This window comes from Shigella sp. FC1544, assembly GCF_001722145.1.
Lineage (GTDB): Bacteria > Pseudomonadota > Gammaproteobacteria > Enterobacterales > Enterobacteriaceae > Escherichia > Escherichia coli.
Genome location: NZ_MECT01000011.1, coordinates 36,068 through 49,242 on the forward strand (window position 1 = coordinate 36,068; position 13,175 = coordinate 49,242).

Here is a 13,175-nt window from a genome sequence, read left to right on the forward strand (position 1 = left end):
ATTTATAACCATTTTTAGCTTTCACTGCTGCATTTTTTTGCGCTCGCCAACGAAACGTATTTTTTAACAATAAAAGCTATTAACTTTCTCTTCTTCTATGCATTAGAATCATCAAGTTTTGTAAATCAGACGCAGGCATGATAGACCTGCCTTAACAGAGGGACGCTCAGTGGCGCGGATAAACCGTATTTCGATCACGCTCTGTGCTTTACTTTTTACCACCCTGCCTTTAACGCCTATGGCCCATGCTTCAAAGCAAGCCAGGGAGAGTTCTGCTACCACTCATATCACCAAAAAAGCAGATAAAAAGAAAAGCACGGCAACCACCAAAAAGACCCAGAAAACAGCGAAAAAAGCCGCCAGTAAAAGTACGACCAAAAGCAAAACCGCTTCTTCCGTTAAAAAATCTTCCATTACCGCTTCTAAAAACGCCAAAACTCGCAGCAAACACGCCGTCAATAAAACGGCCTCAGCCAGCTTTACCGAAAAGTGTACCAAACGTAAGGGCTATAAATCGCATTGTGTGAAAGTCAAAAATGCCGCGTCAGGAACTCTTGCCGACGCGCACAAAGCGAAGGTGCAAAAAGCTACGAAAGTGGCAATGAATAAACTGATGCAGCAAATTGGTAAGCCATATCGTTGGGGTGGCAGCTCACCGCGTACCGGTTTTGATTGCAGCGGCCTGGTTTATTACGCTTATAAAGATTTGGTGAAAATTCGTATTCCGCGTACGGCGAATGAAATGTATCACCTGCGTGATGCAGCGCCAATCGAACGTAGTGAACTGAAAAACGGCGACCTGGTCTTTTTCCGTACTCAGGGACGCGGCACAGCCGATCATGTCGGCGTGTATGTCGGCAACGGCAAATTTATTCAGTCACCGCGCACAGGTCAGGAAATTCAAATCACTTCTCTCAGTGAAGACTACTGGCAGCGCCACTATGTTGGCGCTCGTCGGGTAATGACCCCAAAAACACTTCGCTAAAACTTTACCCTGTTGTTACGGCAACAGGGTAAGTTCATCTTTTGTCTCACCTTTTAATTTGCTACCCTATCCATACGCACAATAAGGCTATTGTACGTATGCAAATTAATAATAAAGGAGAGTAGCAATGTCATTCGAATTACCTGCACTACCATATGCTAAAGATGCTCTGGCACCGCACATTTCTGCGGAAACTATCGAGTATCACTACGGCAAGCATCATCAGACTTATGTCACTAACCTGAACAACCTGATTAAAGGTACCGCGTTTGAAGGTAAATCACTGGAAGAGATTATTCGCAGCTCTGAAGGTGGCGTATTCAACAACGCAGCTCAGGTCTGGAACCATACTTTCTACTGGAACTGCCTGGCACCGAACGCCGGTGGCGAACCGACTGGAAAAGTCGCTGAAGCTATCGCCGCATCTTTTGGCAGCTTTGCCGATTTCAAAGCGCAGTTTACTGATGCAGCGATCAAAAACTTTGGTTCTGGCTGGACCTGGCTGGTGAAAAACAGCGATGGCAAACTGGCTATCGTTTCAACCTCTAACGCGGGTACTCCGCTGACCACCGATGCGACTCCGCTGCTGACCGTTGATGTCTGGGAACACGCTTATTACATCGACTATCGCAATGCACGTCCTGGCTATCTGGAGCACTTCTGGGCGCTGGTGAACTGGGAATTCGTAGCGAAAAATCTCGCTGCATAATAACTTATGGCAAATGCAGCATTGCCTGATGCGCTTCGTTTACCATGCCAACGCGGATGAGGCGTTAACAGCGCATTCGGCAAGATAAATCGCACGTTGTCAGCAACTGTAACGCAGAAGGTTATCCTTCTGCGTTTTTGTTTAATTAGCTGTTAGCAACGCAAACTGTTTCAGGTTGTTTTCTGGCTGACATAAACACCAGCAATAATGCCAGTCCCGCGACAATCGCTCCCATCACCGGCACAAAGCTGTATCCCAGCCCAGCGGAAATTACCGCACCACCAGCAGCTGCTCCCAGCGCATTTCCAAGATTAAAGGCACCAATATTGACTGATGAAGACAGACCTGGCGCTTCACTGGCGACACGCATCACGCGCATCTGTAACGGCGGTACGACCGCAAAGGTTGCTGCGCCCCACACCACCATGCTAATAGCTGCGCCGAACTCATTGCGGGCCAGGAACGGGATTGCCAGCATAATCACCATCAACAACAACAAAAAGCCTTTCAACGTGCCGTTAACTGAACGATCTGCCAGTTTGCCGCCGGGATAGTTACCGATAGAGAATCCGACACCAATCAGCACCAGCATTGCCGTGACGAACACCGGTGTTGCGTGGGTAATACTTTGCAGTACCGGAGAGATATAGGTGTAGAGAGTAAACATTGCACCAGCTCCCAGTACCGTCGTCAGCAATGCAGACAGCACCTGCGGACGCATTAATACCGCCAGCTCTTTTTTCACTTCAGGTCGTGCCCCTGCACCACCTTTAGGTAATGAGAAGAACAGACTTACCATTGAAATCACTCCCAGCCCCGCCGTTGCCAGAAATGACATCCGCCAGCCGATGGTTTCACCCAACCAGGTCGCCGCCGGCACGCCACCGATATTTGCCAGGGTTAACCCCATAAACATAGTGGCAACTGCGCTGGCCTGTTTATGTTTTGGCTCCACGCTTGCGGCCACGACTGAACCCAAACCAAAAAATGCTCCGTGATTCAGGCTGGTCAAAATGCGTGAAAGCATCAGGGTCATATAATCCGGCGCGATGGCGGAAAGTACGTTGCCGAGCGTGAAAATTGCCATCAGGAAAATCAACGCACTGCGGCGGGCACGATGAGAAAGTAGAAGCGTCATCAGCGGCGCGCCAACCATTACGCCAACTGCATAGGCACTGATTAACATTCCGGCAGCGGGAATCGAGACATCCACACCGCGCGCAATGACGGGCAACAAGCCCATTGGCGAGAACTCCGTTGTCCCGATACCAAACGCGCCAATCGCCAGCGCCAGCAACGGATAGTTAATTTTCATGCCTTATCTCCACCTCTTCGCGTCATTACGCGATATTCATTAAAGTGGCAAAAGCATGACAGCAATCACAAAAAAATGAAAATAACAAAAAGAGAAAACACTTTTGCCATTTTGCTAACAAACAGGAAGGAGATGCGAGGGAGAACGCGCTCCCTCGAGAGGAAATCAGTGCAGCGCGGCAGTCAAACCCACGGCCACGATCAAACCGAGGACGATAATCGTTGTTACCAGTGAAAATTTAAGGTCGGTGCTCATCAAGTTTTCTCCTTTTTTATTACCACACAAATAGTGATATTACGCATTTTTACACACTGTGATGAAAAAATCTCCCGTCATTTATAATGATAAGTGTTTTTACCACTTCCCCTTTTCGTCAAGATCGGCCAAAATTCCACGCTTACACTATTTGCGTACTGGCCATTGACCCCTTCCTGACGCTCCGTGTCGTTTTTCCGGCGTACCGCAACACTTTTGTTGTGCGTAAGGTGTGTAAAGGCAAACGTTTACCTTGCGATTTTGCAGGAGCTGAAGTTAGGGTCTGGAGTGAAATGGAATGGCAACAATAAAAGATGTAGCGAAACGAGCAAACGTTTCCACTACAACTGTGTCACACGTAATCAACAAAACACGTTTCGTCGCTGAAGAAACGCGCAACGCCGTGTGGGCAGCGATTAAAGAATTACACTACTCCCCTAGCGCGGTGGCGCGTAGCCTGAAGGTTAACCACACCAAGTCTATCGGTTTGCTGGCGACCAGCAGCGAAGCGGCCTATTTTGCCGAGATCATTGAAGCGGTTGAAAAAAATTGCTTCCAGAAAGGTTACACCCTGATTCTGGGTAATGCGTGGAACAATCTTGAGAAACAGCGGGCTTATCTGTCGATGATGGCGCAAAAACGCGTCGATGGTCTGCTGGTGATGTGTTCTGAGTACCCAGAGCCGTTGCTGGCGATGCTGGAAGAGTATCGCCATATCCCAATGGTGGTGATGGACTGGGGTGAAGCAAAAGCTGACTTCACCGATGCGGTCATTGATAACGCGTTCGAAGGCGGCTACATGGCCGGGCGTTATCTGATTGAACGCGGTCACCGCGAAATCGGCGTCATCCCCGGCCCGCTGGAACGTAACACCGGCGCAGGCCGCCTTGCCGGTTTTATGAAGGCGATGGAAGAAGCGATGATCAAGGTGCCGGAAAGCTGGATTGTTCAGGGTGACTTTGAACCCGAATCTGGTTATCGCGCCATGCAGCAAATACTGTCGCAGCCGCATCGCCCTACTGCCGTCTTCTGTGGTGGCGATATCATGGCAATGGGCGCACTTTGTGCTGCTGATGAAATGGGTCTGCGCGTCCCGCAGGATGTTTCGCTGATCGGTTATGATAACGTGCGCAACGCCCGCTATTTTACGCCGGCGCTGACCACGATCCACCAGCCAAAAGATTCGCTGGGTGAAACAGCGTTCAACATGCTGTTGGATCGTATCGTCAACAAACGTGAAGAACCGCAGTCCATTGAAGTGCATCCGCGCTTGATTGAACGCCGCTCCGTGGCTGACGGCCCGTTCCGCGACTATCGTCGTTAATCACCCGTTGCGGGAGTCTCTTCCGGCTCCCGCAGCCACTCCTTATTCAGCGTCTCACTATCGCCGAGATACTCAAGCAGCCAGGTTAACGCAGGCGACATATCATTTTGCTGCCATGTCAGACAACATGCCGAATCCGGGAAGGGGTTTTCCAATTCAAGTGCTACCCACTTCCCCTCATTAAGCCACGGTTTGGCGAAATGTGTTGGCACCATCCCTATGCATAATCCTGCCGAGATACAGGTTGCCGATGATTCCCAGTCAGGCACGACAACTCTTTTTTGGTTATCCAGCAACCAGGTAATACGTTTAGGTAGCGTTCGCGAGGTGTCTTCGCGCACCAACGACGGCCAGTTGCGCAACGTATCATCGCTGAATGGGCCATCCATCAACGCCAGCGGGTGGTGGCTGGCAACAACGCAACTCCAGCTTAGCATCCCCATATCCCGGAAGGCATAACGACCGCCTACCGGAATCGCGCGTGTTGCGCCAATCGCCAGTTCCACGCGCCCGTCGGAAAGCGCATCCCAGACACCGTTGAACACTTCCTGAAAGACAAGAAGTTCGACATCATCAAAATGGCGATAAAAATCAACGATCATCTGCCGTGTACGTTCTGGCCTGACAATATTATCCACTGCGATAGCTAACTGACCGCGCCAGCCGTTCGCTATCTGCTGACATTGCTGGCGGGTGATCTGCATTTTTTTGACAACAGAGCGCCCTTCTTTGAGAAACCACGCTCCAGCAGCGGTCAGCTCCACATCACGGTGCCGTCGTTCAAAGAGCGGCACCGCCAGCCACTCTTCCAGCTGACGCACGGTATAGCTGACCGCAGAAGGAACGCGATGCAGCTCCTGTGCCGCAGCGCTAAAACTACCATTACGCGCTACCGCATCAACAACTTCGAGTGAATATTCTGACCACATAGTCTGCCTGCAAAATTTTTGAAATCAGTCATCAAATATTACCGTTTCACAACACTAATTTCACTCCCTACACTTTGCGGCGGTGTTTAATTGAGAGATTTAGAGAATATACATGCAACCTGGGAAAGGATTTTTAGTCTGGCTGGCGGGTTTGAGCGTACTCGGTTTTCTGGCAACCGATATGTATCTGCCTGCTTTCGCCGCCATACAGGCCGACCTGCAAACGCCTGCGTCTGCTGTCAGTGCCAGCCTTAGTCTGTTCCTTGCCGGTTTTGCCGCAGTCCAGCTTCTGTGGGGGCCACTCTCCGACCGTTATGGTCGTAAACCGGTGTTATTAATCGGCCTGACAATTTTTGCGTTAGGTAGTCTGGGGATGCTGTGGGTAGAAAACGCCGCTACGCTGCTGGTATTGCGTTTTGTACAGGCTGTGGGTGTCTGCGCCGCGGCGGTTATCTGGCAAGCGTTAGTGACGGATTATTATCCTTCACAGAAAGTTAACCGAATTTTTGCGACCATCATGCCGCTGGTGGGTCTATCTCCGGCCCTGGCTCCTCTGTTAGGAAGCTGGCTGCTGGTCCATTTTTCCTGGCAGGCGATTTTCGCCACCCTGTTTGCCATTACCGTGGTGCTGATTCTGCCTATTTTCTGGCTCAAACCCACGACGAAGGCCGGTAACAATAGTCAGGATGGTCTGACCTTTACCGACCTGCTACGTTCTAAAACCTATCGCGCCAACGTGCTGATATACGCGGCCTGTTCAGCCAGTTTTTTTGCATGGCTGACCGGTTCACCGTTCATCCTTAGTGAAATGGGCTACAGCCCGGCAGTTATTGGTTTAAGTTATGTCCCGCAAACTATCGCGTTTCTGATTGGTGGTTATGGCTGTCGCGCCGCGCTGCAGAAATGGCAAGGCAAGCAGTTATTACCGTGGTTGCTGGTGCTGTTTGCTGTCAGCGTCATTGCGACCTGGGCTGCGGGCTTCATTAGCCATGTGTCGCTGGTCGAAATCCTGATCCCATTCTGTGTGATGGCGATTGCCAATGGCGCGATCTACCCTATTGTTGTCGCCCAGGCGCTGCGTCCCTTCCCACACGCAACTGGTCGCGCCGCAGCGTTGCAGAACACTCTACAACTGGGTCTGTGCTTCCTCGCAAGTCTGGTAGTTTCCTGGCTTATTAGTATCAGCACGCCATTGCTCACCACCACCAGCGTGATGTTATCAACAGTAGTGCTGGTCGCGCTGGGTTACATGATGCAACGTAGTGAAGAAGCTGGCTGCCAGAATCATGGCAATGCCGAAGTCGCTCATAGCGAATCACACTGATCTATATCGATATACTTATACTTAGGCTGCTAACAAAATTTTGTTGTATGATTGAAATTAGCGGCCTATACTAATTTCGAGTTGTTAAAGCTACGATAAATATTATGTTTTTACGGGGACAGGATCGTTCCCGACTCACTATGGATGGTCATTTCGGCAAGGGTTCCTCCTTTCCCTCTGTTCTACGTCGGATTATAGACTCGCGGTTTTTTCTGCGAGATTTCTCACAAAGCCCAAAAAGCGTCTACGCTGTTTTAAGGTTCTGATCACCGACCAGTGATGGAGAAACTATGAGTTCATCGTGTATAGAAGAAGTCAGCGTACCGGATGACAACTGGTACCGTATCGCCAACGAATTACTTAGCCGTGCCGGTATAGCCATTAACGGTTCTGCCCCGGCGGATATTCGTGTGAAAAACCCCGATTTTTTTAAACGCGTTCTGCAAGAAGGCTCTTTGGGGTTAGGCGAAAGTTATATGGATGGCTGGTGGGAATGTGACCGACTGGATATGTTTTTTAGCAAAGTCTTACGCGCAGGTCTCGAGAACCAACTCCCCCATCATTTCAAAGACACGCTGCGTATTGCCGGCGCTCGTCTCTTCAATCTGCAGAGTAAAAAACGTGCCTGGATAGTCGGCAAAGAGCATTACGATTTGGGTAATGACTTGTTCAGCCGCATGCTTGATCCCTTCATGCAATATTCCTGCGCTTACTGGAAAGATGCCGATAATCTGGAATCTGCCCAGCAGGCGAAGCTCAAAATGATTTGTGAAAAATTGCAGTTAAAACCAGGGATGCGCGTACTGGATATTGGCTGCGGCTGGGGCGGACTGGCACACTACATGGCATCTAATTATGACGTAAGCATGGTGGGCGTCACCATTTCTGCCGAACAGCAAAAAATGGCTCAGGAACGCTGTGAAGGCCTGGATGTCACCATTTTGCTGCAAGATTATCGTGACCTGAACGACCAGTTTGATCGTATTGTTTCTGTGGGGATGTTCGAGCACGTCGGACCGAAAAATTACGATACCTATTTTGCGGTGGTGGATCGTAATTTGAAACCGGAAGGCATATTCCTGCTCCATACTATCGGTTCGAAAAAAACCGATCTGAATGTTGATCCCTGGATTAATAAATATATTTTTCCGAACGGTTGCCTGCCCTCTGTACGCCAGATTGCTCAGTCCAGCGAACCCCACTTTGTGATGGAAGACTGGCATAACTTCGGTGCTGATTACGATACTACGTTGATGGCGTGGTATGAACGATTCCTCGCCGCATGGCCAGAAATTGCGGATAATTACAGTGAACGCTTTAAACGGATGTTTACCTATTATCTGAATGCCTGCGCAGGTGCTTTCCGCGCCCGTGATATTCAGCTCTGGCAGGTCGTGTTCTCACGCGGTGTTGAAAACGGCCTTCGAGTCGCTCGCTAAAGGCTATTCTATCGCCCCCTCTCCGGGGGCGATTTCAGATCAGGCTTCTGTACCTGGTTGATTCATGGCATTTTCTCGTGCCGCCAGCACACGTTCTACCGTATCTACCACTGCCTGAGTTTGTGGATCAATTTCAATGTTGACGCGTGCGCCGAGTTTTTTCTTCCCAAGAGTCGTGCGTTCCAGAGTTTCCGGAATTAAATGGACGCAAAAACGCGTTGGCGTGACTTCGCCGACGGTCAGGCTAATACCGTCGATGCCAATAAATCCTTTGTACAGGATATATTTCATCAACTGACTATCCTGGACTTTAAACCAGATCTGGCGATTATTTTCCGAGGTTAATATTTTCGCCACTTCAGCGGTGGTCATAATATGACCTGACATTAAGTGTCCGCCAATTTCATCACTGAATTTCGCCGCACACTCAACGTTTACCCAATCCCCCACTTTTAAATCGCCAAGATTGGTAATGCGTAACGTTTCTTTCATCAGGTCAAAACTGACATGGTTGCCGTTAATTTCCGTCACGGTCAGGCAGCAACCGTTATGCGCCACGGAAGCACCGGTTTCCAGGCCGTCCAGCATGTGGTCGGGTAACTCCACCACATGCGTACGAAAATTTGGTTTCTCGTCAATCGACACCAGTTTTGCGGTGCCCTGTACAATCCCCGTAAACATACTTACAACTCCTGAAATCAGTTAAGACATTCTGTTCAGCACAATAGCAGGTGGCAAACGCCCTTACCAGTGAAGGGGTAAGAATGACTATTTTTTCACTGGAGAATTAATAAATCCTCGCTACAATAGACTGAATTTCCCCTGCTTCTTCTTTTTGCTGCCCATTCAGGCGGCTTTTTAGTCTCTCATATAACTACAAATAAAAGGTGTTCACGTGCAGAAGTATATCAGTGAAGCGCGTCTGTTATTAGCATTAGCAATCCCGGTGATTCTCGCGCAAATCGCCCAAACTGCGATGGGTTTTGTCGATACCGTGATGGCGGGCGGCTATAGTGCCACCGACATGGCGGCGGTCGCTATCGGTACTTCTATCTGGCTTCCGGCGATCCTCTTTGGTCACGGACTGCTGCTGGCATTAACGCCGGTTATCGCGCAATTAAATGGTTCCGGTCGACGTGAGCGCATTGCGCATCAGGTGCGACAAGGTTTCTGGCTGGCAGGTTTTGTTTCCGTTCTCATTATGCTGGTGCTGTGGAATGCAGGTTACATTATCCGCTCCATGGAAAACATCGATCCGGCTCTGGCGGACAAAGCCGCGGGTTATCTGCGTGCGTTGTTGTGGGGCGCGCCGGGCTATCTGTTCTTCCAGGTTGCCCGTAACCAATGTGAAGGTCTGGCAAAAACCAAGCCGGGTATGGTAATGGGCTTTATCGGCCTGCTGGTGAACATTCCGGTGAACTATATCTTTATTTATGGTCATTTCGGTATGCCTGAGCTCGGTGGCGTTGGTTGTGGCGTGGCTACTGCGGCGGTGTATTGGGTCATGTTCCTTGCCATGGTTTCTTACATTAAACGCGCCCGCTCCATGCGCGATATTCGTAACGAAAAAGGCACCGCGAAACCCGATCCTGCGGTTATGAAACGACTGATTCAACTCGGTTTACCGATTGCGCTGGCACTATTCTTTGAAGTGACACTGTTTGCCGTCGTGGCTCTGTTAGTGTCTCCGCTCGGTATTGTTGATGTCGCAGGACACCAGATTGCCCTGAACTTTAGTTCACTGATGTTTGTGCTTCCAATGTCGCTGGCGGCAGCGGTAACTATCCGCGTAGGTTATCGTCTGGGTCAGGGCTCAACGCTGGATGCGCAAACCGCTGCGCGGACCGGGCTTATGGTGGGTGTCTGTATGGCAACCCTGACGGCCATTTTCACGGTTTCACTCCGGGAGCAAATCGCCCTGTTGTACAACGACAATCCCGAGGTTGTAACGCTGGCTGCGCATTTGATGTTGCTGGCGGCGGTATATCAGATTTCTGACTCAATCCAGGTGATTGGCAGTGGGATTTTGCGTGGTTATAAAGATACGCGTTCCATTTTCTATATCACCTTTACAGCTTACTGGGTGCTGGGCTTGCCAAGCGGCTATATTCTGGCACTGACCGATCTGGTCGTTGAACCTATGGGGCCAGCAGGCTTCTGGATAGGCTTTATTATCGGCCTGACATCGGCAGCCATTATGATGATGTTGCGTATGCGGTTCCTGCAACGTCTGCCGTCAGTTATCATTCTGCAACGAGCATCCCGCTAATAAAGACAAGGCACAACCTTCACGGGTTGCGCCTGTGTTTTTACGCAGGCTGGAGCGTTGCGCCAATCCCGTCTTCGTCTGGCTGTAATTTCAGAGCGTTGCACAGAGTTTGCCGACTGGCATCTGTTATCTCAACGTGTATATCACCGGTAACTTCCCCTTTCACATTGATGAAGTCAGGTGAGATTTCTTTCGCACTGGTTTGCAGGCAAATCGCTCCCTCTCCGCGCAGGCGTTTCACTTTCAGTTGCACATGCGTTGCCGCACCAGTGATCAGCCACAGTTTTCCGCCATTCAGATTGATGTTACCAACAATAAAAGTGACACCGTCACCTTTTACCGTACTGCCGTCGAGAATCAACACACCGCCCTGCTGTACAGTAATCGTTGATTGTTGCAGATCTGCGCCATAGCCAATAATCATTGAAGCGCCGTCCAGTAATGCAACACTCCCGGTCAGTTCAACCGGTGCGCGATCTTCCTCTACGACAAAATTTTCGTCCGCGCTGGTGGGTGACAACAGGATCACTGTTCCACCTTGTATTACCGCATTTTCCAGCGTACCGGCATGCACTTCAGCCCGACCACCCACATTCACGGACAGGTTTTGCGTCTTACCGGAACTGTAGAGCTGAAGGCCATCCGTCCCCAGACGATAAATGGATCCATTCTCAACAATAGTGTCAGAGTCTTCACCACCGAGATTATTCATGGTGCCACCAGCAAGCAACGTATCACTGGCTTTCCCGGCCAGCATAAAAACGCCGCCCTGATTAATCTCACAATTGCTGGCTTCCCCACCTGGATACACCAACAATTCACCACCTTCATCTACCACGACCGCTGAGGTTGTCCCATTAACCAACAGGCCGCCCTCTTGATCGAGAATGATTTTTTCCGCGCGATGTCCTTCCAGTACACGCAGGTTACCGCCATTTTCCAGCAACAAACCGCAGGCATAACCCTGATCAACGCTGAATTCACCTTCGGGATGGCGGCCATTAACCGTAGCGAGCGTAGAGAGACTAATTGCGCCTCCCTCGGACTGAACAATATCTGTGGCAATGGCACCGTCGCTGACCGATAGCGTGCCATTGTTACCGTACTGTGTGCATTTGGCGATCCCACCGGTTGCCACTTTCAACCAGCCAGCCCCCGTGACCACGGTATTTTCGGCTCTTCCGCCAGCTTCAACAATCAACTCGCCTTCAGTAAGTTGCGTCGCGCCAATGACCTCGCCGGTCTTAACAATTTGCACATTCCCGTCGCTCATCAAGTTTTTCGCATCAGATCCCATGATTTATTCCTTTGCTGCATCTGTGTGCCTTTATTGCTACCTAAGTGTAAAGGCTACGGAGAATTTATCCACGACAGATTTGAGATGGTGGCAAACAACTCTGTTTAAACTCTGATACACGAATTATTGGGTTGCATCAGATGTAAATGCGATCCTGAATAAAAATCGCCCTTGCAAATCAACAAAATATAGCCAATTTGCTTAAAAGCTCTGCAAACGGTCGAAATAGCGCAGAAAATTACGTTTTGCCTCTTGCCACCTTCCCACTCTGCCGCTAATATTCGTCCCCGTTGTCACCTACAACGTTGCGTTCATAGCTCAGTTGGTTAGAGCACCACCTTGACATGGTGGGGGTCGTTGGTTCGAGTCCAATTGAACGCACCATCCTGCGTCCGTAGCTCAGTTGGTTAGAGCACCACCTTGACATGGTGGGGGGCGGTGGTTCGAGTCCACTCGGACGCACCAGATTTTCTTAATCTGGTCTTCTCCTTTTTCCCTCTGTTTCTTCTCTGTATCCAATACGTTACTGTCTTCGTATGCGTTATCAGAAGGAGAATCGCTATGGCAACTTTGTTACAACTTCATTTTGCTTTTAATGGCCCATTTGGCGACGCAATGGCTGAGCAGCTTAAACCGCTTGCTGAATCGATTAATCAGGAACCTGGTTTTCTGTGGAAGGTATGGACAGAAAGTGAAAAGAACCACGAAGCCGGTGGGATCTATCTTTTTACTGATGAAAAAAGCGCCCTTGCCTATCTGGAAAAACATACTGCCCGACTTAAAAATCTCGGCGTTGAGGAAGTTGTCGCCAAAGTTTTCGATGTCAATGAGCCACTGAGTCAAATCAATCAGGCAAAACTCGCCTGACAGAATTTAATCAAGGGCGGTTAGCGCCCTTTTCATCCCTGTCTGAAATTTCTCAAATTCTAAAAATCTCAACCAAACTTATCTGATAACACTAAATTCGAAAGAATGCGTACAGGTAAGTAACAATGAAAAAAATTGCTATTGTGGGTGCCGGGCCTACGGGGATCTACACCTTATTCTCGCTTCTACAGCAACAAACTCCACTTTCTATTTCTATCTTCGAGCAGGCTGACGAGGCCGGTGTCAGGATGCCATACAGTGATGAGGAAAACTCAAAAATGATGCGGTGATGCTGCCAACTTACTGATTTAGTGTATGATGGTGTTTTTGAGGTGCTCCAGTGGCTTCTGTTTCTATCAGCTGTCCCTCCTGTTCAGCTACTGACGGGGTGGTGCGTAACGGCAAAAGCACTGCCGGACATCAGCGCTATCTCTGCTCTCACTGCCGTAAAACATGGCAACT

The 13,175-nt window shown here is 49.7% G+C and carries 13 protein-coding genes, 2 tRNA genes and 1 pseudogene; 11 read left to right on the plus strand and 5 right to left on the minus strand.

Annotated elements, in window-relative coordinates:
* The first annotated feature begins 169 nt into the window (after positions 1-169).
* Together mepH and sodB are read left to right on the plus strand one after the other, a co-directional pair.
* The gene (gene mepH, locus BGK49_RS00980) at positions 170-985 is read left to right on the plus strand and encodes a peptidoglycan DD-endopeptidase MepH (protein ID WP_000101193.1); all 816 of its coding nucleotides are present in this window, start codon (positions 170-172) and stop codon (positions 983-985) included.
* Between the two features lie 127 nt (positions 986-1,112).
* Positions 1,113-1,694: a superoxide dismutase [Fe] gene (gene sodB / locus BGK49_RS00985; protein ID WP_000007283.1), complete on the plus strand. Its 582-nt coding sequence runs from the start codon at positions 1,113-1,115 to the stop codon at positions 1,692-1,694.
* A gap of 145 nt (positions 1,695-1,839) precedes the next feature.
* On the opposite strand, the gene BGK49_RS00990 is transcribed toward sodB, so the two are convergent.
* Together BGK49_RS00990 and cydH are read right to left on the minus strand one after the other, a co-directional pair.
* Positions 1,840-3,009: an MFS transporter gene (locus BGK49_RS00990; protein WP_000701024.1), complete on the minus strand. Its 1,170-nt coding sequence runs from the start codon at positions 3,007-3,009 to the stop codon at positions 1,840-1,842.
* Between the two features lie 165 nt (positions 3,010-3,174).
* On the minus strand, positions 3,175-3,264 hold the full coding sequence (cydH, locus tag BGK49_RS00995; protein WP_000102278.1) for a cytochrome bd-I accessory subunit CydH: 90 nt from the start codon (positions 3,262-3,264) through the stop codon (positions 3,175-3,177).
* A 298-nt stretch (positions 3,265-3,562) separates the two neighbouring features.
* On the opposite strand from cydH, the gene purR reads away from it, so the two are divergent.
* The gene (gene purR / locus BGK49_RS01000; protein WP_000190982.1) at positions 3,563-4,588 is read left to right on the plus strand and encodes an HTH-type transcriptional repressor PurR; all 1,026 of its coding nucleotides are present in this window, start codon (positions 3,563-3,565) and stop codon (positions 4,586-4,588) included.
* Here purR and punR read toward each other — a convergent pair.
* Positions 4,585-5,517 carry a DNA-binding transcriptional activator PunR gene (gene punR / locus BGK49_RS01005; RefSeq protein WP_000269501.1) on the minus strand — a complete coding sequence of 311 codons (933 nt, stop codon included), beginning with the start codon at positions 5,515-5,517 and terminating at the stop codon, positions 4,585-4,587. The genes purR and punR overlap by 4 nt on opposite strands.
* A gap of 112 nt (positions 5,518-5,629) precedes the next feature.
* On the opposite strand from punR, the gene punC reads away from it, so the two are divergent.
* Complete coding sequence (punC, locus tag BGK49_RS01010) at positions 5,630-6,841, plus strand: purine nucleoside transporter PunC (protein ID WP_001182329.1); 1,212 nt, start codon at positions 5,630-5,632, stop codon at positions 6,839-6,841.
* 290 nt (positions 6,842-7,131) lie between these two features.
* Positions 7,132-8,280, plus strand: a complete 1,149-nt coding sequence (gene cfa, locus BGK49_RS01015) for a cyclopropane fatty acyl phospholipid synthase (RefSeq protein WP_000098888.1) — start codon at positions 7,132-7,134, stop codon at positions 8,278-8,280.
* Between the two features lie 39 nt (positions 8,281-8,319).
* On the opposite strand, the gene ribE is transcribed toward cfa, so the two are convergent.
* A complete protein-coding gene (ribE, locus tag BGK49_RS01020) occupies positions 8,320-8,961 on the minus strand; it encodes a riboflavin synthase (RefSeq protein WP_069375677.1) in 642 nt (213 codons plus the stop codon).
* A gap of 214 nt (positions 8,962-9,175) precedes the next feature.
* On the opposite strand from ribE, the gene mdtK reads away from it, so the two are divergent.
* Positions 9,176-10,549 carry a multidrug efflux MATE transporter MdtK gene (gene mdtK / locus BGK49_RS01025; protein WP_001174933.1) on the plus strand — a complete coding sequence of 458 codons (1,374 nt, stop codon included), beginning with the start codon at positions 9,176-9,178 and terminating at the stop codon, positions 10,547-10,549.
* A gap of 40 nt (positions 10,550-10,589) precedes the next feature.
* Here mdtK and BGK49_RS01030 read toward each other — a convergent pair whose 3' ends face one another.
* The gene (locus tag BGK49_RS01030; RefSeq protein ID WP_000534291.1) at positions 10,590-11,846 is read right to left on the minus strand and encodes an AIDA repeat-containing protein; all 1,257 of its coding nucleotides are present in this window, start codon (positions 11,844-11,846) and stop codon (positions 10,590-10,592) included.
* 307 nt (positions 11,847-12,153) lie between these two features.
* Between BGK49_RS01030 and BGK49_RS01035 the strand changes: the two genes are divergently transcribed.
* The 5 genes and pseudogenes from BGK49_RS01035 to BGK49_RS24855 all read left to right on the plus strand — a co-directional run.
* Positions 12,154-12,230 (plus strand) — tRNA-Val (locus BGK49_RS01035).
* Between the two features lie 4 nt (positions 12,231-12,234).
* Positions 12,235-12,311, plus strand: a tRNA-Val gene (locus tag BGK49_RS01040).
* Between the two features lie 96 nt (positions 12,312-12,407).
* Positions 12,408-12,713 (plus strand): monooxygenase, encoded by a 306-nt coding sequence (locus BGK49_RS01045; protein ID WP_000212657.1) that lies wholly within the window; start codon positions 12,408-12,410, stop codon positions 12,711-12,713.
* 125 nt (positions 12,714-12,838) lie between these two features.
* Positions 12,839-12,997: pseudogene (locus BGK49_RS24845) on the plus strand (FAD/NAD(P)-binding protein); the annotation flags it as partial.
* A 56-nt stretch (positions 12,998-13,053) separates the two neighbouring features.
* On the plus strand, positions 13,054-13,175 hold a 122-nt coding region (locus BGK49_RS24855), incomplete at its 3' end, for an IS1 family transposase (RefSeq protein WP_001422013.1).

Excerpts from the sequence above, each read along its gene's own strand:
- punR (WP_000269501.1), bottom strand. The coding sequence starts at position 5,517 with ATGTGGTCAGAATATTCACTCGAAGTTGTTGATGCGGTAGCGCGTAAT.
- purR (WP_000190982.1), top strand. The coding sequence starts at position 3,563 with ATGGCAACAATAAAAGATGTAGCGAAACGAGCAAACGTTTCCACTACA.
- sodB (WP_000007283.1), top strand. The coding sequence starts at position 1,113 with ATGTCATTCGAATTACCTGCACTACCATATGCTAAAGATGCTCTGGCA.
- ribE (WP_069375677.1), bottom strand. The coding sequence starts at position 8,961 with ATGTTTACGGGGATTGTACAGGGCACCGCAAAACTGGTGTCGATTGAC.
- BGK49_RS00990 (WP_000701024.1), bottom strand. The coding sequence starts at position 3,009 with ATGAAAATTAACTATCCGTTGCTGGCGCTGGCGATTGGCGCGTTTGGT.
- cydH (WP_000102278.1), bottom strand. The coding sequence starts at position 3,264 with ATGAGCACCGACCTTAAATTTTCACTGGTAACAACGATTATCGTCCTC.
- BGK49_RS01045 (WP_000212657.1), top strand. The coding sequence starts at position 12,408 with ATGGCAACTTTGTTACAACTTCATTTTGCTTTTAATGGCCCATTTGGC.
- cfa (WP_000098888.1), top strand. The coding sequence starts at position 7,132 with ATGAGTTCATCGTGTATAGAAGAAGTCAGCGTACCGGATGACAACTGG.
- punC (WP_001182329.1), top strand. The coding sequence starts at position 5,630 with ATGCAACCTGGGAAAGGATTTTTAGTCTGGCTGGCGGGTTTGAGCGTA.
- BGK49_RS01030 (WP_000534291.1), bottom strand. The coding sequence starts at position 11,846 with ATGGGATCTGATGCGAAAAACTTGATGAGCGACGGGAATGTGCAAATT.